23 protein-coding genes and 1 riboswitch are annotated in these 19,511 nt (G+C 67.4%); of the genes, 17 read left to right on the top strand and 6 right to left on the bottom strand.

All coding sequences use genetic code 11. From position 1 onward, the window contains the following. Positions 1-245: 245 nt before the first annotated feature. The 3 genes from AB0K08_RS01990 to AB0K08_RS01980 all read left to right on the top strand — a co-directional run bounded on the left by AB0K08_RS01990 (position 246) and on the right by AB0K08_RS01980 (position 3,848). On the top strand, positions 246-1,301 hold the full coding sequence (locus AB0K08_RS01990) for a hypothetical protein (protein WP_363351127.1): 1,056 nt from the start codon (positions 246-248) through the stop codon (positions 1,299-1,301). A 644-nt stretch (positions 1,302-1,945) separates the two neighbouring features. Continuing rightward, positions 1,946-2,395 (top strand): hypothetical protein, encoded by a 450-nt coding sequence (locus AB0K08_RS01985; RefSeq protein WP_363351125.1) that lies wholly within the window; start codon positions 1,946-1,948, stop codon positions 2,393-2,395. A 604-nt stretch (positions 2,396-2,999) separates the two neighbouring features. After that, positions 3,000-3,848, top strand: coding sequence for a phosphatidylinositol-specific phospholipase C/glycerophosphodiester phosphodiesterase family protein (locus tag AB0K08_RS01980; RefSeq protein WP_363351123.1), 849 nt, complete (start codon positions 3,000-3,002; stop codon positions 3,846-3,848). Positions 3,849-3,942: 94 nt separating this feature from the next. Here the strand turns inward: AB0K08_RS01980 and AB0K08_RS01975 are convergent, their stop codons facing one another. Next, positions 3,943-4,443: a GNAT family N-acetyltransferase gene (locus AB0K08_RS01975; RefSeq protein WP_363351121.1), complete on the bottom strand. Its 501-nt coding sequence runs from the start codon at positions 4,441-4,443 to the stop codon at positions 3,943-3,945. A gap of 330 nt (positions 4,444-4,773) precedes the next feature. Continuing rightward, positions 4,774-5,055: a hypothetical protein gene (locus tag AB0K08_RS01970; protein ID WP_363351119.1), complete on the bottom strand. Its 282-nt coding sequence runs from the start codon at positions 5,053-5,055 to the stop codon at positions 4,774-4,776. Positions 5,056-5,283: 228 nt separating this feature from the next. On the opposite strand from AB0K08_RS01970, the gene AB0K08_RS01965 reads away from it, so the two are divergent. The 13 genes from AB0K08_RS01965 (at position 5,284) to AB0K08_RS01905 (ending at position 15,019) form a co-directional block, all read left to right on the top strand. After that, positions 5,284-6,042, top strand: a complete 759-nt coding sequence (locus tag AB0K08_RS01965) for an Ltp family lipoprotein (protein WP_363351117.1) — start codon at positions 5,284-5,286, stop codon at positions 6,040-6,042. 149 nt (positions 6,043-6,191) lie between these two features. After that, positions 6,192-6,455, top strand: coding sequence for a hypothetical protein (locus AB0K08_RS01960; RefSeq protein ID WP_363351115.1), 264 nt, complete (start codon positions 6,192-6,194; stop codon positions 6,453-6,455). Positions 6,456-6,546: 91 nt separating this feature from the next. Further along, positions 6,547-6,837: a DUF4287 domain-containing protein gene (locus tag AB0K08_RS01955; RefSeq protein WP_363351113.1), complete on the top strand. Its 291-nt coding sequence runs from the start codon at positions 6,547-6,549 to the stop codon at positions 6,835-6,837. A 30-nt stretch (positions 6,838-6,867) separates the two neighbouring features. Then, positions 6,868-7,515 (top strand): hypothetical protein, encoded by a 648-nt coding sequence (locus tag AB0K08_RS01950; RefSeq protein WP_363351111.1) that lies wholly within the window; start codon positions 6,868-6,870, stop codon positions 7,513-7,515. A gap of 44 nt (positions 7,516-7,559) precedes the next feature. Then, complete coding sequence (locus tag AB0K08_RS01945) at positions 7,560-7,997, top strand: MarR family transcriptional regulator (protein WP_363351109.1); 438 nt, start codon at positions 7,560-7,562, stop codon at positions 7,995-7,997. 38 nt (positions 7,998-8,035) lie between these two features. Then, the gene (locus AB0K08_RS01940; protein WP_363351107.1) at positions 8,036-8,458 is read left to right on the top strand and encodes an organic hydroperoxide resistance protein; all 423 of its coding nucleotides are present in this window, start codon (positions 8,036-8,038) and stop codon (positions 8,456-8,458) included. Next, the gene (locus AB0K08_RS01935; RefSeq protein WP_363351104.1) at positions 8,458-8,949 is read left to right on the top strand and encodes a glutathione peroxidase; all 492 of its coding nucleotides are present in this window, start codon (positions 8,458-8,460) and stop codon (positions 8,947-8,949) included. The genes AB0K08_RS01940 and AB0K08_RS01935 overlap by 1 nt, the downstream gene beginning before the upstream one ends. A gap of 147 nt (positions 8,950-9,096) precedes the next feature. Then, a riboswitch (SAM riboswitch) is annotated at positions 9,097-9,213 on the top strand. 20 nt (positions 9,214-9,233) lie between these two features. Beyond that, positions 9,234-10,673 (top strand): MFS transporter, encoded by a 1,440-nt coding sequence (locus AB0K08_RS01930; RefSeq protein ID WP_363351102.1) that lies wholly within the window; start codon positions 9,234-9,236, stop codon positions 10,671-10,673. Positions 10,674-10,874: 201 nt separating this feature from the next. Then, complete coding sequence (locus AB0K08_RS01925; RefSeq protein ID WP_363351100.1) at positions 10,875-11,132, top strand: DUF6480 family protein; 258 nt, start codon at positions 10,875-10,877, stop codon at positions 11,130-11,132. A gap of 73 nt (positions 11,133-11,205) precedes the next feature. Then, a complete protein-coding gene (locus AB0K08_RS01920) occupies positions 11,206-11,616 on the top strand; it encodes a four-helix bundle copper-binding protein (protein WP_363351098.1) in 411 nt (136 codons plus the stop codon). A gap of 141 nt (positions 11,617-11,757) precedes the next feature. Further along, positions 11,758-12,864: an NDMA-dependent alcohol dehydrogenase gene (locus AB0K08_RS01915; protein ID WP_363351096.1), complete on the top strand. Its 1,107-nt coding sequence runs from the start codon at positions 11,758-11,760 to the stop codon at positions 12,862-12,864. Positions 12,865-12,921: 57 nt separating this feature from the next. Then, a complete protein-coding gene (locus AB0K08_RS01910; RefSeq protein ID WP_363351094.1) occupies positions 12,922-14,406 on the top strand; it encodes an aldehyde dehydrogenase family protein in 1,485 nt (494 codons plus the stop codon). A gap of 136 nt (positions 14,407-14,542) precedes the next feature. Further along, positions 14,543-15,019 carry a prevent-host-death protein gene (locus AB0K08_RS01905; protein ID WP_363351092.1) on the top strand — a complete coding sequence of 159 codons (477 nt, stop codon included), beginning with the start codon at positions 14,543-14,545 and terminating at the stop codon, positions 15,017-15,019. Here the strand turns inward: AB0K08_RS01905 and AB0K08_RS01900 are convergent, their stop codons facing one another. Both AB0K08_RS01900 and AB0K08_RS01895 read right to left on the bottom strand, forming a co-directional pair. Further along, complete coding sequence (locus tag AB0K08_RS01900; protein WP_363351090.1) at positions 15,020-15,886, bottom strand: NAD(P)-dependent oxidoreductase; 867 nt, start codon at positions 15,884-15,886, stop codon at positions 15,020-15,022. Positions 15,887-15,923: 37 nt separating this feature from the next. After that, entirely contained in the window at positions 15,924-16,763 is an 840-nt protein-coding gene (locus AB0K08_RS01895; protein ID WP_363351088.1) for an enoyl-CoA hydratase, read from the bottom strand. 152 nt (positions 16,764-16,915) lie between these two features. Between AB0K08_RS01895 and AB0K08_RS01890 the strand changes: the two genes are divergently transcribed. Further along, positions 16,916-17,758: a metal-dependent hydrolase gene (locus tag AB0K08_RS01890; RefSeq protein WP_363351086.1), complete on the top strand. Its 843-nt coding sequence runs from the start codon at positions 16,916-16,918 to the stop codon at positions 17,756-17,758. Here the strand turns inward: AB0K08_RS01890 and AB0K08_RS01885 are convergent. Together AB0K08_RS01885 and AB0K08_RS01880 are read right to left on the bottom strand one after the other, a co-directional pair. After that, positions 17,755-18,396 (bottom strand): hypothetical protein, encoded by a 642-nt coding sequence (locus AB0K08_RS01885; RefSeq protein ID WP_363351085.1) that lies wholly within the window; start codon positions 18,394-18,396, stop codon positions 17,755-17,757. The genes AB0K08_RS01890 and AB0K08_RS01885 overlap by 4 nt on opposite strands. A 174-nt stretch (positions 18,397-18,570) precedes the next feature. Further along, positions 18,571-19,308: an HNH endonuclease family protein gene (locus AB0K08_RS01880; protein WP_363351083.1), complete on the bottom strand. Its 738-nt coding sequence runs from the start codon at positions 19,306-19,308 to the stop codon at positions 18,571-18,573. Positions 19,309-19,511 lie beyond the last annotated feature (203 nt).

Here is a 19,511-nt window from a genome sequence, read left to right as displayed (position 1 = left end):
CCGGCAAACAGATCCCGGCGCGGAACCGCGAACCGGGTACCAACGACTGGCCGCTGTGTCAGCATTGTCGTGACATGGGCTAGCACCAACTAGCATTCCGTGGCCTCGGTGCTCCATCTGAGTTCCGGGGCCACGGAACGCCCCTCAAAGTCCTTAAGGTTCGAATCGGCTGATCGTCTACAGCCAGACCGTTCCGCTGACTCCGTGTCCAATTCCTTCTGCCCAGACGTCTGAAAGGACAGCCCATGGATAAGGAATCCTCAGGTGACCGCGAACCGGTCATCGCCCGCCAACTGGTCGTGCTCCGAGCCGTCAAGCTGCTCCACGAGTGGGGATATGAATCCGCCCGAGCGCTTCCGTACATGAGCCCCAGCGGCATGTACTGGCGTATGGAGATTCGAGCCCTTGACGATGCCGATGACCCCGCCGTTGAGGACCTTCAAAGGCTGTTCGACGGGGGCAGCAGCACCATCCACTACTCGTCGGCCGGTTGCGAGCAATTCAGTCAGAAACTGCACCAGGATATCGCCGACGGTCGCGTGAATCCCGAGCAGGTCGCCCGAGCCATTCTCGAGGCATTACCTGCGGCCACCCCTCGCACAGGGGCCGATCCGGATTACGTTGAATGGTTTGCCGAACTAACCGCAACGGCCGTCGCTCTTGAGACTGTGCCGTTTGCCTTCGACGACAGCTGGGAGCCCCGGCCGGGCTGGCAATTTATCGGTCACCCCTACCTACGCTTCGATGAACCTCCGCAGGTGCCGACTGCTCTAGCCCGCGATCCACTGTCTACAACGAATCGTGCTGGCGCAGTAGGCAGGGAGCCTGCAGCCGCGGTTGCCACCGTGAAGAACGGGAAGCCACAACCGGACGAGCTCTACGTCCTCGGCCTTTGTGATCAGATACTCGGTAACGGAGTGCGACAGAAGACCTTCGAATGGCTCAAGGGAGATCCTTCCCTGGCTACCGGAAATTCGAAGAAGCTGCCACTGGATGGGTACTGGGAAAAGTACAACTTGGCCATCGAGTTCCAGGAGAAGCAACACTTCAAACCCGTCCCTTTCTGGGATCAGAAGAAGACGGCATCGGGGATGACCCGAGGAGAACAGCGCAAGATCTACGATCAGCGGAAGGTTGAGAAGACTGCTGCACAACGGATCCGGTTGCTCCACATCCGACAAGACGCCTTCCCCATGGCCAAGGGCAGAATCGATCGAGATCCAGAACGCGACCTCGGCATCGCCCGTCGGTTGTTACGGGATGTCCTGGGCACCAACCTCCCCACGAGAACGGATCGGTAGACGAGTCCTTCGTTTCCGAAGCGTGGTCTGACGCTCGCATCCAGCTCACTCGCAACGTGGAGCTGGGCATTCCACTGAAACGACCCACATCCCTGCTTACGTCCCTTTCGCACGGCCAGGCGAGGAGACCGGTAAAGGGCGCGTCTTACGAACCATGCCTGCGACATGAAACTCGGCATGCTGCCGTGGAGCGTGCCGCCCTCCCGCAGCTCATGGTGCGATGGACGCTCCTGAGGTGCGCAATGTGACGCTGGTCCCGGTAGAGACGTCAACATTCTGATGATTGCTTACCGTGTCCATGCGGTGGGGTGTAATGAGGTCATCCAACCGCACAGGATGATCCCCCCTTTCGTGCGCACAGTCCGTTACACCCGGAAGGATTCGTGAGCCCTTTGTCTCGCCGTCATCTTCTTACCGCATCAGTCGTGATCGCATCCCTGTCCTTGGCGGGATGCGCTGCCTCCACACCGGACACCGATTCGGTCGTTGCTTCTGAGCAGTCGTCCGACGCGGGGGCTCCTCCCCATTCATCAACGGCTGCTCCTACTTCACCGTCCCCCACCGCGATTGAGACTCCTTCTTCCGCAGGTTCCGACGAGACAGATCGAGGTGACCTGAAAAAGAAGGTAGGGGAGACGGCCTCGGTGATCGAATACGAGAACGACAGTGTCTGGATGGAGTTCTCTATTGAGGGATTTCAGCGGATCGAATGTCCGGACAACTGGTCGGAGTCCTTGATGGACGACCCGGAGAATTACTTGGTCGCGGCCGATCTCTCGGTGTCTACTACCCCAGCTATGGCCGAGACGGAGATGAATGAGATCATCCCCGGATTCACCGTGAGCTTCGGCAGTAATTGGCTGGGGTTTACCGGAGATGGAAAGCGGATCAATGAAATCCGCACACCGGTCACCTACAACTGCCTCGACGGTTCAGAAGAGCTCCCTTGGGAGATCGGCCCGGGGGAGGAAGCTCGGGGCCTGGTGGTTTTCGAGGTTCCCGATTTGCAGGGTGAGGTCGTCTACAGGCCTTGGTACCTCGATGGGGGCGGATGGAGCTGGGAATTCGACGTTACTCAATCGTCTGGAGCCTGACGGGGTTTCTAGACGGTCCACAGCCCGGGCGGACCAGCGGTCTACAGGACACCGCAAGGCATGTCGAGTATGCAGGAAGTCACGCCCGGCCCGACGAGTTCCAGTCTGGCGGCCATACTGGGGCTCACCGCTACCCATTTGAGGTATGTAGTGGCTCATCCGGCGTGGAGGGCTGCGGGCCGAGCCTCGCTCACCATGATTCGGGGTTACCGGACACGACGCCCCGTGCCCGGCCTTGCCGATAATTGTGGGAAGCCCCGGTGCTTACCGAGCGAGCCTGGCCGAGAGGTACAGGCGTCTCACCGTGATGGAGACGTCGGAGATCCTGCGGATGGAGCTGCAGTACTGCGAGCGGCACCTCTCCATGACAATGCTCATAACCGCGCCGTAGCACGGCAGGAGGAAGAAGTGCCCAGCTGACGGGATGTCGCGGTCCTGGTACCCATGGAGGGAGACGCTCCGCTGACCATCCAGTGAGCCCGGGCGACGGGAACCGGGCCTCGTCACCCGCTGTTGCCCTGATATTCACGGCGAGGCACTGTGGCGGATACCCGGCCGGTGAACGATCGAGGAGTCCTGTTCTCCACTGGAAAGTCTCCACGCCATGAAGTCGCTCCTCCGCACCCTTGGTTCCGGCGCCGCCGTCGCACTCCTGTTGGCCGGCCCGCAGGCCGCCACCGCAGCGCCCGCAGACGTTCCCGCGGTCGCGCTGGGCACCCCGCTGGCTCAGGCCCACGCCCACAACGACTACGAGCACGAGCGCCCGCTGCTGGACGCCCTGGAACACGGCTTCACCTCCGTGGAGGCGGACGTCTGGCTCGTGGACGGCGAGCTGCTCGTGGCCCACGATTCTTGGGAACTCGAGAACGCCCCCACCCTGGAGGAGGCCTACCTCGAGCCGCTGTCCGAGCTGGTCTCCCCCAACGGCAAGCAGCTCTACCCCGGCTACGACGGAGACTTCCAGCTCCTGATCGACATCAAAAGCGAGGGCCAGGCTACCTGGGCCGCGATCGAGGACGAGCTCGCCGAGCACTCTCAGTTCATCACCCGTTACAAGAACGGGAAGGTCAAGGACCGCGCAGTCGAGGCCGTCATCAGCGGCAATCGCCCGCTGGCGGACATGCAGGCCGCCGGCACTCGCTACTCCGCCTACGACGGCCGGTCCGCGGACCTGGGCTCCGGGATGAAGCCGGAGTTCATGCCGCTGGTCAGCGAGAACTGGACCAAGCTGTTCACATGGCAGGGTGTGGGCGAGATGCCGGCCATTGAGCGCGAGCGCCTGCACGAGTATGTGGAACAGGCCCACGCCGCGGGCTACCGGATCCGGTTCTGGGCCACGAACGACATCGCCGGAGAGGCCCGCGAGAACCTCTGGGCGGAGCTCGAGGCCGCCGGCGTGGACCACATCAACACCGACGACCTGGCCGGCCTCCAGGCGTTCCTCAGCCGCTGACCGGGATGAACCGTGGCCACCCTGTTTCGTGATTCCCCGGCCCGCGTCAAGCGGGACTGGGCGGGGCCGACGTCGTGCCCTTGGTCTTGAGTCGTCAGAGGCTCACGGACAGCGTGCCGGCCGATGCACCGGGGACCGGTGCGAAGCCCCGTTGCAGGTAAAGATTCACGGCTGGGTTGCCGTCCTCCACACTCAGGCTGACCCGGCGGATGCCTTTGCTACCCGCCTCGACCAGCGCGTGGTCGATCAGGGCTCGTCCGATCCCCAGGCCGCGATACCCGGGCCACACGCAAACGCTGAGCTCAGGGACGCCGTCCGCCACGAAGCCGTAGCCGGGATCTGTCGAGTCGAGGAACAGGAGCCATACGACTCCCAGGACGACCGTCGCCTCTGACGTCGCCATCGCCATCGCGACGAATCCGAGGTCACCTCGGTCGGCGTCGAAGGCGTAATAGTGGCGGAGCGCGGGGTCCATGTCGAGGTCCCGGAAGCTGAATCGCTGCTCGCCGGACCAGTTCATGTTGGTGAGCGTGGCCAACCGCAGCAGCTCGGTCTCCCTCGGTCTGAGGTCGCGGATGGTCCAGTCGCTGGGCATGGCGCCAGTATCTCAAGGTCCGCGACGTCCTGTGGAGGGGCAGCCGGGGGAATGCTGACAGATTGACTGCTCGGCGGCGACCGCAGTTCGCGAGCTGGGGCATCCCGGAGCACGCAAGATCGTCGACCAACTCGTGGAGGTGGGAGTCCTGCAGGTCATTGACCCGGACAGCACCTACCGTCGCCGCTACCTTGCCCCCTCCCCGCATCGTGGGTGTTCTCTTCGAACGTGACGGATGATCACTTCCGTGACGACCTGATGGAGGATGCTCACGCAACAGCGGGTCCGTGAGCATCCGTCCCCGCCTCGCACCAGCGCCGGCAGTGGGTCCTAGAAATCCGATTCGGACAGCATCCGGCGGGCTTCGCCGAGGGCCCACTCCGCATCCTCGTGGTCCGTCCTCGCGAGCATCAGGAGATTGTTGATGCGCTGCTCACGGCTGAGTTTGGCCGTCTCGTCGGCGAAGTTGATCATCGCCAAGACTCGGGCATGGGCCCTGCGTCCCCTGGCCCTGGTCCGGGTGTCGTTCGCATCCGTTCCCTTCAGGATCTGCAGTGCCTCGGTCAACAGCTCTTTCACCGTGCGGTCCCCCCCACCATTGCGTTCGTTCATTCACGGTAGCCGAGCTGAAAGCGGAACGTGACCGGCCGACGTCGTGCGTTAGCGCCCTTATCTTGTCCGCCGCTGTCCGTACTGTCCGAATCATGATCGATCCCGCCACCCGGCGGGGCATTCCCATCGGTCATCGTTCCGGTACCGCCGGATCGTCGGCTCCGGGGTGACCGCCTCAGTGCCGTTCACCGTCTATCGCTTCCCCGCGATCCTCATGAAGGACACACCATGACCAAGAACCCGTCATCACCCACCCCGTACCAGCAGGACCAGCTCTTCAGCGGCGCCCCGAACCCCCACGGGAAGGCGGCAGCCAAGGCGGCACGCCCCTGGTTCAAGAAGAAGCGCTTCCTCATCCCGGGAGGATTCCTCGCGCTCTTCATCGTCGCCGGACTCGCGGGCGGCGGCGGGGAGGACACGGCACCGGTGACCGCTACCTCCACCCAGTCGGCCTCACCCTCCGCCACCGAGGAGGTCCAGCTCACCGAGGCCACCCCCTCAGCGGACGATGCGGCCTCGCAGGAAGCCGAGGAGTCTGCACGGGCCGAGGCAGAGGCCTCCGAGAAGGCCGAAGAAGAGGCGCAGGCGGCCGCGGAGGCTGAAGCGGCCCAGAAGGCCGAGGAAGAGGCGAAGGCAGAGGAGGAGGCTCGCGCCGCCGAGGAAGCCGCTGCAGAAGCTGAGGCCGAAGCCGAGCGCGGCACGCTGAGCCAGCAGAACGCGCTGCGGTCGGCCGAGGACTACCTCGACTACACGGCCTTCTCTCGGACCGGGCTCATCGGCCAACTGGAGTTCGAGGGGTACTCCACCGCTGACGCAACCTGGGCCGTGGACCGCGTGGAGGTCGACTGGAACGAGCAGGCAGCCAAGTCCGCCGAGGACTACCTGGACTACACATCCTTCTCCAAGCAGGGCCTGATCGACCAGCTGGTCTTCGAAGGCTACTCGCAGGAGCAGGCCCAGTATGGTGTGGGCCAGACGGGGCTGTAGCTCCCCCCGGCGACCACCCTGCCGGGCCCTCTGACCACGGGACCGGCAGGGCCGGCGTCGTCCCCGCCCATCACCGCCGCGGCCGCGGCACCCTCACATCTACTCCCCGACACCCACCCACCGCTTCAGAGAACGGACGTGCGTCAACCATGGCAGGAGACAACGTCGGCAGCTGGTTCGCCGTCGGCACCATCGGATCCATCATCACGGCAGGCGCGGCCTCCGCCGTGCCCTGGTACATGGGGATAGACGGCATCGGGCTCAACTTCATCGTGGCCCTGTGCGTCGCGTCCGGGATCTTCGCCCTCGTGGCACTGATCGCCTTCGCCGGGTTCCTCAACCTGGTGGTGAGGTACCTGCGGGAGATCAGTGACCAGACGTACACGGAGCGCTCGAGGCCAGCTGGCCGGTGACGGAGAACAACACACCCTGACGAACGGCTCCGCGATGGAACACAATGGTGCCCACCGCGTTGCCGACACCCGGCCGACCCCAGGAGCACCCATGTCCTTCCAGGCCTACCTCGACACCATCGAGGACAAGACCGGACTCACCCCACGCCAATTGCTCGAGATCGCCCAGGGCAAGGGGTATGGCGATCCCTCGGTGAAGGCCGGTGAGATCCTCGACTGGCTCAAGGCCGACTACGGGCTCGGGCGCGGCCACGGCATGGCCCTGGTGCACGTCATCAAGAAGGGCCCGCAGATCGACGCGAAGCATGTCGGGTCCACGGGCTCCCACCGGGACGAGTCGGACGTGCTCTGGCTGGATGGCCAGTCCAGCAGACCCGCGTGATCACACCGGCCCCCGCCCGAAAGCCGTCCGTTGAGTAATCGAGGCACGCGCCTGAGGTTCACCGGCCACATCGCCGGCGCCGGGACCGCCGGCGGGATGCGACTGGTGCTCGGATGCTGGACGGCGTCCCCGCACGGGATGTTCGCGGACGTCATGATCCAGCGCCCGGACGGGCACCGCATCCTGCTGGCCCCTGATCAGTGGGTCGCCGAGTTCGTCTCCGCGACCTACACTTTCGACGAGGTGCAGCAGGTGCCGGTCAGCATCCAGAGGTCCGACGCCGGCGCTGCCGCCGGCTCCCGCTGGCACGTCACCGCCGGACCGCTGGACTGGTACTTCGAGGTGGGGCGGCGCCACGCCCTGGGGCATCTGCTGCGGGCGGTGCCCGGCCCGGTGGGAACATCTCTGACCATGGCCAGGATCACCGACCGGGTGGCCGGGGTGGTGATGCCGGGGGTGCGGACCCTGGGCACCGCTGGCAACGACCGCACCGAGTGGTATGCCGCCCGGGACCTGCACCGCCTCGCCGCCTCTCGTGCGACGTGGGATGGGGAGGACCTGGGGGCCCTGGCGGACCTGGATCCCCCGGCGGACTTCGGATTCAGCTCCACCCCGCGGTTTCCCAGCCTGACCACGTTGACGAGCACCGTGCGGATCCGCCCGGAAGCCTCGGGCTGAAGATTTCCATTGCGCACAACTGAATTGTGCGCAATACTTTCTGCATGAGCGGCACCGATACTGCACCCACGCTGCAGCTGGAGAAACAGGTCTGCTTCGCCCTGTATTCGGCGGCCCGCGCGGCACAGCAGGCCTACCGCCCGTTGCTGGACGAGCTGGGACTGACCTACCCGCAGTACCTGGTGCTGTTGGTGCTCTGGGAGCAGGATGGACCGTCCGTCTCTGAGCTCGGCGCGCGCCTGCACCTGGACAGCGGCACGCTCTCGCCGCTGCTGCGCCGCCTGGACACCCACGGGTTCATCACCCGCCGGCGCCAGGAAGCGGACTCCCGCCGCGTGACCGTCCACCTGACCGAGGCGGGCGACGCCCTCCGCGAGCGCGCGGTGGACGTCCAGCGTTGCCTGCTGGACGCCGTCGGGCTCTCCGGCCCCGAGCTGCTGGCGCTGCGGGACCTCTCCCGGCGCTTCGTGAGCGCCGGCTGACCAACTCACAGCACCACCCCGACCCGAAGGAGACCACCATGCAGACCATCTACACCGCCGAGGCCCTGGCCACCGGAGGCGGCCGCGACGGCCGCACCCAGACCGCGGACGGCACCATCAGCCTGGACCTGGCTGTCCCGCAGGAGATGGGCGGCTCCGGTGACGGCGCCAACCCCGAGCAGCTCTTCGCCGCCGGCTTCGCGGCCTGCTTCCACTCCGCCCTGCAGATGGTGGCCCGCAAGGCCAAGGCAGACCTGGGCGAGTCCAGCGTGGGTGCCCGCGTGGGCATCGGTCCCAACGACGCCGGCGGCTTCGGCCTCGAGGTCACCCTCGAGGTGGTGGTGCCGAACCTGTCGGCCGAGCAGGCCCAGGAGCTCGCCGACCAGGCCCACCAGGTGTGCCCGTATTCCAACGCCACCCGCGGCAACATCGATGTCCACGTGAACGTGGTGCAGGACTGATGCCCACGCTGTACGATTTCGCCGCCCCCACCGTGGCCGGCCAGGAGCAGCCGCTCGCCGACTACGCCGGACAGGTGGCCGTGGTGGTCAACACCGCCAGCAAGTGCGGCCTGACGCCCCAGTACGAGGGCCTGCAGGAGCTCTACGCCGAGTACCAGGACCGGGGTCTGGTGGTGCTGGGCTTCCCCTGCAACCAGTTCGCGAACCAGGAACCCGGCACGGACGCCGAGGCCAGCGAGTTCTGCCAGCTGAACTACGGGGTCGACTTCCCCATGTTCGCCAAGGTGGACGTCAACGGCTCCGGCTCCCACCCCCTATTCGGCTGGCTGCGCAAGGAGACCTCCGGGCTGCTCGGCGGGGCCATCAAGTGGAACTTCACCAAGTTCCTCATCGGCCGGGACGGGCGGGTCATCGAGCGTTTCGCGCCAGCCACCGGACCGGAGAAGATGCGCAGCGCGATCGAGGCGGCCCTGGAGGCGCCGGCGGGCTGAGGTCCTGGAGAACCTGGCAGGCCACCCTGCGTCTCACGGCGTCATCTCCGTCCCCTGCACCCGGGTGATCGGCTCAAACACCGCCAGGATGACGGACCAAGACCGCCGGCATGCCCCGGGCCCGCCCCGCCGATAGCGTCGGCGGCGAATCACGAGTGCCACACACAGCGAACCCTGGTTCCGTGGCCGGCAACCCTCCGCACGTGTGGGGTGCCCCAGGTGAGGATTCGGCCCGCAGCCCACTGGTGCGGGCAAGACGCGAGCCAAGGTAGGGAAGACAGGCCATGAGCACGTCCACACTGAGAATCGACTCCGAGGCATCCGTGGTCCACGGCCTGGACATCGGCCGCACCCGGCCGGCCATGAAGTGGGTGTGGATCCTCGGCCTGGGTGGGGTGTTCTTCGAGGCCTACGCCGGTGCGGCCCTCGCCTCCGGTCTCGATCCGCTGACCCGCGAGTTGGGCCTGAGCCCCGTCCAGGTCTCCCTGGTGACGAGCACCTACATGTTCGTGGCGATCTTCGTCTGCCCCTTCGCCGGAGGCCTGGCGGACAAGTTCGGGCGGCTGAACATCCTCCTGGCAGCCAAGGCCTTCGCCCTGGTCGCCATGGTGATCGGACTGTCCGCGGGCAGCTTTGAGATCCTCATCCTCTCCCGCGTGCTCGCCGGCGTGGCCTGGGCCATGGACTTCGGAGCGCTGCTGACCTATATCTCCGAGTTCCTGCCGGCACGGCACCAGAGCAAGCTCAACCGCTGGCAGGGCATGTGGTATGTGGCCACCACCACCAACCTGCTCTTCACCTTCGGCATCTACCACCTCGGGGTCGGCACCTCGATCTGGCGCTGGTTGCTGGGCAGCTGCGCCGTCGTCGCACTGGCGCTCCTCGTCTCCCAGCGGGCCGTGCTGGTGGAGTCCCCGCGGTGGCTGGCCTCCAAGGGCCGGTACGCCCAGGCCGCCGCCGCCCTGCAGCGGATGTACGAGTTCCCCGGCGCCGAGGTCACCGCCGCCCCGGACAGCGCGGCGACCGAGACGACCCAGCACGACGCCGGCCGGCTGGCCACGCTGTTCCGCCCGCCCTACCTGCGGCGCACCATCCTGGCCAACGTCGCCTGGGTCGCGGAAGCCTGCCAGTACTACGCAATCGGCTGGTACCTACCGATCATCGCCCTGACCCTGTTCGGAGAGAGCTTCGCGGGAGCCACGCTCGGGGCCGCGGCGTTCAACGTCCTGGGCATCGTCGGTGGTTTCGCCGCAGCCGGGCTGGCGTCCCGGTTACGCATCCGCGGTGCCGTCCAGCTCGGCTTCGCCGCCTGCGCGGTGATCCTCGTCGTCTTCGGGCTCACGCTCGAGTCCGCTCCCCTGGCGGTGGCCATCCTGCTGCCGTCCTTGTTTATCCTCTTCCACTCAGGCCTGGCGGCCCCGGGCGGTGCGGCCCTGTCCGCACTGGCGTATCCGAGCCACCTCCGCGGACTGGGCATGGGCGTCTCCACCACCTTCTGCAACATCGGCGCGGCCGCGGGCCTGTTCCTGTTCCCGCTGCTGCAGGCCTGGTTGGGTACCTCCGGCGCGATCGTCGCCATGGCCGCCGTGCCGTTCGTCGGTTTCCTCACCGCCACCCTCATCAAGTGGGACCCGGACCGGCTCAAGAGCCCTTCTCCAGATGCCGACCCCGCTTTCGCGGCACTCACGAGCGGACCCGTTACCGCAGAGCAACTGCGCGCCTGACGCCAGCGTCACCTCTTACCGCGGCAGGAATCAGCGTCAGTCGGGTCTCGCGGCCTGTCATGGGCCGGAGGCATCTGGGTGCCATTGGGCCGCGGGTCGTGCTTCAAAGGCACCGCAGACCTACCCTCTCTGCAGGCCGGAGGCCTTGTTAGCCTGTGCGTACGCACGCCCTGAACGACCGACCGCAAGAGGCAGGTAGCCGTGTCAACCATCGACCCCGAAGAGACCCGAGGCCATTCCAAGAACCCGGCCGAGGCCACCCGTGAGACGTCGGGCCACAGCATCGACGGGGACACCCCGCCAGCCGAGGGCACCAGCGCGGAGCCCACCAACAACGAGCTCGACAAGGACCAGCGAGGCGTCGGTGCCAAGAACAAGGCCTGGCTGGTGGCCCTGCTGGTCCTGGTCCTGGTCTTCGTCGGCTTCTGGATCGCCGGCTCGATCGCCGGACTGTTCTGAGCGTCCGCCGAGGCGTTGCCACCACCGATCGTTTCATCACGCCGACCGACCTGGCCCGTCCAAGGAGGATGTCATGACCCATCACGTGAGTTCGATGCTCGAGACCTATCCGAAGGACTTGGGCACGATCGACCGAGAGAAGCTGGCCCAGTGCATCGAGGCGTGTTTCGAGTGCGCCCAGACCTGCACCGCTTGTGCGGACGCCTGCCTGGCCGAGGACAACGTCGCCGACCTCCGGCAGTGCATCCGGTTCAACCTGGACTGCGCAGACCTCTGCGCAGCCACGGGCCGGGTCCTCTCCCGCCAGACCGGCAACAATGCCGAGACCACCCGCGCCCTGCTCGAGGCCTGCCGGACCGCGTGCCGGGTGTGCGCCGATGAGTGCGGCCAGCATGCCGAGATGCACGCGCACTGCACGGTCTGCGCCGAGGCGTGCCGCCGGTGCGAGCAGGCGTGCGCCGAGCTGCTCGAGTCATTGGGATGAGGACAGGACTTCCGTTCTTCCAGGTGAAAGTGCCATTGCCCCCTCCACTACACCTCCCTAGGGTCCACAGTGATACGGGTCACATTCCAGCGGCTGTGCATGGAGTGCGCCTGAACGTCATGTGACCCACCAGGAGAAAATGTGAAGACCCAAGCCGCCGTCATCGTGGAACCCGGCAAGGGCTTCCGGATCGAGGAGCTCGACCTCTCCGAGCCCGGCCCCGGAGAGGTCCTGCTCCGATACGCCTACTCGGGACTGTGCCACTCCGACCTCCACATCCTGCAAGGCGACTCCGAGGCACGATTGCCCCTCGTCGGCGGACACGAGGGCTCGGCTGTCGTCCAGAAGGTCGGGCCGGGGGTGACGCGGGTCCGGGAGGGCGACCACGTGGTCTGCTCCTTCATCCCCAACTGCGGCACGTGCCGCTGGTGCGCCACCGGCCAGCAGGCCCTGTGCGATCTGGGCGCGAACGCCCTGGTGGGCAACCTGCCAGGGGACCGCTTCGTCTTCACCGGGGAGCACGGCCAGTACGGCGGCATGAACTCCTTGGGCACATTCAGCGAGTACGGGGTCGTCCACCAGAACTCGGTGGTCCCCATCCCGAAGGACATCCCCCTGGACAAGGCCGCCCTGGTCAGCTGCGGCGTCCCCTCGGGGTGGGGCTCAGCGGTCTACGCCGCCGACGTCCGCGCCGGTGAGACCGTGATCGTCTACGGGATCGGCGGGATCGGCTCCAACGCCGTCCAGGGGGCCCGCCATGCGGGGGCCGCGAACATCATCGCCGTGGATCCCGAGCCGTTCAAGAGGGAGACCGCCATGCAACTGGGGGCCACCCACGCGGTCGCAGAGGCCGCCGAGGCGGCCGAGCTGGCCCGGGACCTCACCCTCGGCGTCGGCGCGGACAAGGCGATCGTGACCGTGGGACACCTCGAGGAGTCGGTGACGTCGGCGGCCTTCGAGGCCATCCGCAAGGGTGGGACCGCGGTGGTCACCAGCATGGGAGTCCTCGAGGACACCTCCGTCACTGTCCCCGGAACCATCCTTGCGCTGTTCAAGAAGACGCTACGCGGCACCCTCTTCGGCGACTGCAACCCCACCTATGACATCCCGCGCCTGCTCTTCCTCTACCAGCAGGGACAGCTGGTCCTCGACGCCCTGATCACCCGGACCTACGACCTGGGGGACGTCAACCAGGGTTACGAGGACTTGAAGGCCGGCAAGAACATCCGAGGGCTCATCAAGCACTGAGCGCAGCCCACCCTCCCCTGCGCGCCACCACCCGCCACCATCGCGAAGGACGCCACCATGACCGTCACCGAAACCTCACCGCACGTCAGCGAGAACCCCTTCCCCACCGGCCGGCTCTTCATCGGCGGGCAATGGCGAGATGCCACCGGGTCCGGGCTCATGGCGGTCGAGGCACCCGCCACCGGGGAGAAGCTGACGGACGTCGCCCGCGCCACCATCGCGGATGTGGACGCCGCCGTCACCGCCGCCCGCGCCGCCTTCGACTCCGGGGTGTGGTCGGGACTGCCCGGGCGTGAACGGGCCCGGATCCTGCTCGAGGTCGGCCGCCTGATGCGGGAGCGCTCCGAGGAACTGGGGCGGATTGAGAGCCAGGACGCCGGCAAGCCGATCGCCATGGCCACGGCCGTCGACGTGAACGGTGCGGCCGAGACCTTCGAGTACTACGGGATGTTGGCCCAGCAGCTCGACGGCTCCGTCCGCCAGACCCCGGGGCACGTCCTCGCCACGGTGCAGCGGGAGCCACTGGGCGTCGTCGCGGCCATCACGCCGTTCAACTTCCCCCTGATCCTCTCCACGTCCAAGGTCGCCCCGGCCCTGGCCGCCGGCAACTCCGTGGTGCTCAAGCCCGCCGACGACACCCCGCTGTCCTCGCTGAAGATGGCCGAGATCCTCCAGGAGGCGGGCGTCCCGGACGGCGTCTTCAACGTCGTCACGGGCGTCGGGTCCGAACTGGGCGACCACCTCGTGGGGCACCCGGAGGTCGACAAGGTGGCCTTCACCGGTTCCACCGAGGTGGGTGCCCGTGTGGCCGGCCAGGCCGGGAGGAACCTGCGGCCGGTCGTCTCCGAACTGGGCGGGAACTCGGCGAACATCCTGTTCGCGGATGCGGACCTGGACCGCGCCATCGACACGGTGATCCAGTCGTTCGTCTTCAACGCGGGACAGTTCTGCATGGCCGGCTCCCGGCTGTACGTCGAACGTCCGGTGTACGAGGAGGTCCTCGCACGGCTGCCGCAGGCCGTTTCCAGCATCCCCTGGGGTGACATCACCCGCCCGGAATCGGTCTTCGGCCCCCTGATCAGCCGGAAGCAGTTCGACCGGGTCTCGGCCCTGGTCTCGGAGACGGTGGCCGCCGGTGCGCGGCTGCTCGTCGGCGGGAATCCCGATCCCGAGCGGCCGGGGTACTTCTATCCGGCCACGGTCCTGGTGGACGTGCGGGAGGACCATCCGGCGGTGGCGCGCGAGGTCTTCGGGCCGGTCCTCACGGTGCAGCCCTTCGACACCGAGGAGGAGGTCATCGCGGTGGCGAACGGCACGGCCTACGGCCTGGCCGGAGGCGTCCAGACCGGCGACGCGGTGAAGGGCCAGCGGGTGGCCTCGCGCCTGAAGGCCGGCATCATCTGGATCAACGGCTGGGGCCTCATGGACCCGGCGGTCCCCTTTGGCGGCGTCAAGGCCTCCGGCTGGGGCCGGGAGAATGGCCCCGAGGGGCTGAACGAGTACCTGCAGACCAAGTCGATCGTGCTGAATCTGGAGGGTTGACCGCGGCCTGTCCCAAGCACAGCCCCCGCCATCGTGCTTGGCGATCGTCTAGCCCGGGTGCCGGCCGGCCCACTGCGGGTTCAAGTTCAGCGGCCTCACACTGTATTCAGATCATGTTCTGAACTATGATTCGAGCATGCCCACTCTCCTTCCACCCCAAACTGAATTCAAGTCTTCAGATCTCAGCCGCGCTTCTGCGGAGGTCTTCGCAGCTGCTTCAGACCATCCAGTCACAGTCACGCGGCGCGATGGAGAGTCTCTCGTCTTGATGACGGACAGCCACGATCAAGCGCGGCGGAAGCTCTTGGAACTCGCCGCCCAGCTCATCGCGGCCGCTACCGACTCCAACGGCACGCTCGCGGAACGAATGACGAAGCTCTTTCCCTGGATGCTGGCCCTCACTGAGGAGGACAGGAACACCTGTGCGCAGCAGATTCTCGACGCTGCCCGAGCATCGTTCTCTACAGAACAACCTCACTTGGCCATCGCCGAACTGACCTCATGGCGAGAGACCGCCACCGCGATTGCTGCCGGCCTACACAGCACCGAAGTTGAGTGGTTCGTCGAGATGCCGGCCGTCGAGCGCCCCCGCCTCTCACGGCCCTCAACCTGACTACCCGTCCAGGAACAGGTCCCGCTCCAGGGTCTCCGCCGGACCACCGTAGACCGAGAGGTCGGTGATCCCGGCCTCGGCGAGCACCTCGTCGTCGAGGAAGAAGTTCCCCGTGCACTCCACCGGGTCCCGCGTGAGGATCTCCCAGGCGGCATCGGCCATAATCTCCGGGGTACGGGAGCGGGCCGCCATCTGCTCCCCACCGAGCAGGTTGCGCACGGCCGCCGTGGCGATGGTGGTCCGCGGCCACAGGCTGTTTGCGGCGATCGACTGCCCGCGCAGCTCCTCGGCCAGCCCGAGGGTCACCAGGGACATCCCGTACTTGGCGATCGTGTAGCCCAGGTGCCGCCCGGCCCACTGCGAGTTGAGGTTCAGCGGCGGGCTCAGCGTCAGGATGTGGGCAGCCCGGGACGTCTCCAGCCAGGGCAGCGCCGTCTTGGCCAGCAGGAACGAGCCCCGCGTATTGATGTCCTGCATCAGGTCGTACTTTTTCATCGGCAGCTCGGCGGTGCCGGACAGGTCGATGGCGCTGGCGTTGTTGACCACCACGTCGATCCCGCCGAAGCGCTCCGCGGTGCGGGCGACCGCATCGGCGACCGAGCCGTCGTCGCGCACATCCCCGACGATCGCCAGCGCCTGCCCGCCGGCCTCCTCAATGGCCTCCGCCGCCGAATACACGGTGCCCTCGAGCTTCGGGTGCGGCTCGGACGTCTTGGCCAGCAGGGCCACGTTCGCCCCGTCCCGCGCGGCTCGCAGGGCGATGGCCAGCCCGATGCCGCGGCTGCCGCCGGACATCAGGATGGTGAGGCCGGCGAGGGACCGTTCGGAGTCGGGGCGGGCGGCAGATGCGGTGGTGTTCTCGGTCATGGGATCTCCTCGTGGTCGGGTGGCGTGTGGTCCGTGGTCAGCTGAACCGGGAGTAGTCCGGTGTCCGCCGTTCGGCGAAGGCGGTGAAGGCCTCGCGGGCCTCCGGGCTGCCCAGTCGCCCGGCGAACACGGCCACCTCGTGGTCGATGACGGCGGTCAATCCCTCCGCGTCCCGCATCAGGCGCTTGGTGGCGGCGAGCGACCCCGGCGGCTTGGCGGCCAGGGTGGCGGCCACCTGCTGCGCCGTCTCGTGCAGTTCCGCCGCCGGGACCAGCCGGTTCGCCAGGCCCGAGGCCACGGCGTCCTCGGCGGAGAGCGGCTCGGCGAGCGCGAACATCCCGAAGGCGCGCGCGTGGCCGATGCGCTGGGGCAGCAGCACGGTGGAGGCGGCCTCCGGCACGAGGGCGAGGTCCACGAACGGGGTGATGAGGGTGGCTCCCTCGGCCAGGATCACGTAGTCGGCGTGCAACAGCATGGTGGTCCCCACCCCCACGGCCTTGCCCTGCACCGCGGCGACGATCGGCGTGGTGCTGGCCGCCAGTGCATGGAGGAACCGCCACACGGCCATCTGTGCCGTGACGCCCGACGCCGGCCCCTCGGCCGGGGTGCCCGAGGTCCCGGCGGGCGGGTGGTCGGCGGTCTGCTCGGTGATCTGGGCGGCCAGGCGGGAGAAGTCCGCGATGTCGTTGCCGGCGCTGAAGAGGTCCCCCTCGGCACGGAGCAGCACCACCCTGACCTGCGGGTCGTCCTCCGCACGCTCGATCGCCTCGGCGAGCAGGCCGTACATCTCCTCCGTCAGCGCGTTCTTCTTCGCAGGGCGGTTCAGGGTGACGGTGAGGACGGCGTCCTGCAGCTCGACGGTGATGTCCTGTGCCATGGAGCGACTCCTTGAGGTGGCGGGCCGGCACGGCGTGGTGATGCCGGTCTCATCCTCCGATCATGGCATGGAGTCCACCCTTATCCTGTCCGCGGACCGTGGTCTGATGGATAGCTGTCCACCACCACACCTGACCGGAGGGAACCCCACCCATGATGGGACCGCACCATGCCGCCTGCGGGGCGGCGGCCTGGGTGCTGCTCGCCGCGGACTATACGGTCCCGCTCGGGCCGCTGGCCGGCGTCGGGCCCTTCGGTTCAGATTCTGTGCTGGTGCTGCCCGAAGCGATCCCGCTGGGCTTCGGGCTGCTGGACGGGATCACGGATCTGGGGGTCCTCACCGGCGCCGTCGTCGCCGCCGGCGCCGCCCTGTTGCCGGATGCCGACCACCGCAACGCCTCGATCGCGCACTCCCTGCCGCCGGTGTCCGAGTGGATCTGCAGGGTGGTGGGCGCGGTGGCCGGCGGGCACCGCAACGGCACCCACTCGCTGCTGGGGCTGGCCGCCTTCACCCTGCTCGCCTGGCTGCTGTCCCTGCTGGCGATGCCCACCACCACGGGAACCCTGCAGCTCGGCGCCGGGCTGGGGACCGTGCTGCTGGCCTCCTTCGCGATTAAGGTCCTGAAGTTCGTGCCGGACCGCGCCCGGAGGGTCCCGTGGCTGGTGGCCGTGCCCCTGGGTGCCCTCGTATCCGTGGGGATGGGTGATCAGGGTGGGCTCTTCGTGGCGGCCGTGGCCCTGGGTGCGGTGGCGCATGTGGCCGGGGACATGCTCACGGACGGCGGCTGCAACCTGCTCTGGCCCGCCGCCCTGAAGCCACCGCGGGCTCTCACCAGAATTCCGGTGGTCAAGGAGCTGTGGAGCAGCGGCGGGCGGATGAAGGTGCCGGTCCTGGGCCCCACCGGTTCACGCCGTGAGTGGGCACTTGCCGCGGTGGTCTCGCTGGTGGCGGTGCTGGGTCTCTTGATGGCGCTGATCGGCGTGGTGAGCAGCTAGGACTCGACGGGGCCTGCGGGGCGTGGTGGTCCACCGATGACCTTGTACACGCGGTGCTTGGCCCCGGGATGGAAACCGTGGCGCAGGTACTGCCGGTACAGCGCCTGCGTGCCGGCGGTCGCACCGACCACCGCCCCAGCCGGCGGGACCTGGCTGACCACCCGCCGGGCGAGCTGGATTCCGGTCAGACGGGTGCCGGGAAGCTGCGCCAGGCCGGCGAGCTCCCATCGCGGTCCGGCAGGGGTTTCAGCACCGAACGGGGACATTGCCCCTCCCCCGCGGGGCAGCAGGAACAAGGCCCCGAGGAACAGCACCACGGGCGCCCCGAGGATCGTGAGCAGCGTCCACAGGCCGGGGAACAGGAGGAAGAGCAGCACCGGGACCGTGAGGCTGATGCCGAAGATCACGCCCATGATGGGCAGCACCAGGAGCACGTCGAGGAGGGGATCCGAGCGGTACAGGAGCACCATGCCGGTGCGGGTCCGATCCAGGAACAGCCCGCGGCGCAGGGCGCCGGAGATCACCGACAGCAGGGTCCAAGGCAGCGCCAGCGGTGCGAACAGGGCGTGGGGAGTGAACGCGCGGGCCATGATCCATGCAGCGCGAGGCACGTTGCGGGAGGGCTGCACCGCACTCATGGCTGCAGCAGACACGGGCGGGGATTCCGGCCCGGACGGGGATCGGAGGTGAACCGCCTCGGGTGTCGCTCACATGTCATCCGATCACCCTACCGACCGCGCCCCGTCCCTGATGCGCCCCCTCCTGTCCCTCCCAGCCTCATGGGCCCATGCCGGCCTGCCCCGCGGCATGGACTATTCAGGGCACTGCGTCGTGACGATCCGGCGGATCGCGTCCCGCTCAGCCGAGGTCACCCACAGCTCGTACTTGACCTTGACGGCCGTCTGGCGGGCTACGTAGTCACACCGGAACCCGCGGTTCGGCGGCAGCCAGGTCGCGGCGTCGCCGTCGCCCTTGGCCGAGTTGGTGGGCCCGTCCACCGCGAGGAGGTTGAGTGGGTCGTTGGCGAACTCGACCCGCTCGTCCGGGTCCATGAGTTGGGCCCCCTTCTGCCAGGCGTCGGACAGTGCGACGACGTGGTCGATCTGCACCTCGGTGCTGGTGTCCTGCCCGCGGACGAACTCGATGATCTCCCCGGTGAAGGGATCCTCGAGGTGGCCCGAGAGGATCACGCAGCCCTGCGTCCCGGGCTTCGCCACGGCATCCTCGAGGTCGCGGCGCAGGATGTCGTTGCGGGCGTCGCACCCGTTCCGGTCCGGGTCCTTCCACCCGCGGCCGAAATGGTCGCGGTCATACCCCGTCCGGGGCGCCCGGCCCTTCACAGCCACGGTCTCCAGCTGGGCGAGGACGTCTGATTGCCGGGCTTCCGGCCGGTTGACGGCAGGGTCGGAGTATTCAGACTCGGCGGGGGGCGGGGCCTCTGCTTCCTCGACGGTGCAGCCCGTCAACCCCACGGCCAGGAGAACTCCGAGGGCCGCGTACCTGCGCATCACCAGACGACGGTCGGGTGGGCAGAGCCCGCCCTGGGACATTGATGCATGCTCCCACGATGCCACGCATCCCGGCTGCCGTACGCCTGTCCCCATTTTCCCTTGAGGTTCTGAACAATAGAGGATGTCCGGCGATCACCCCTGATTCGCCATTCACGAGGGAATCGACTACTGATTAATATCAAGCCACATGATATTGTCATCGAACATTCCATCCGTGATGCACCTCACTCACCCGGGAGATC

Source organism: Citricoccus sp. NPDC055426, assembly GCF_040677445.1.
In the GTDB taxonomy this organism is placed as follows: Bacteria; Actinomycetota; Actinomycetes; order Actinomycetales; family Micrococcaceae; genus Citricoccus.
This window is presented reverse-complemented; position numbering and strand designations above follow the sequence as displayed.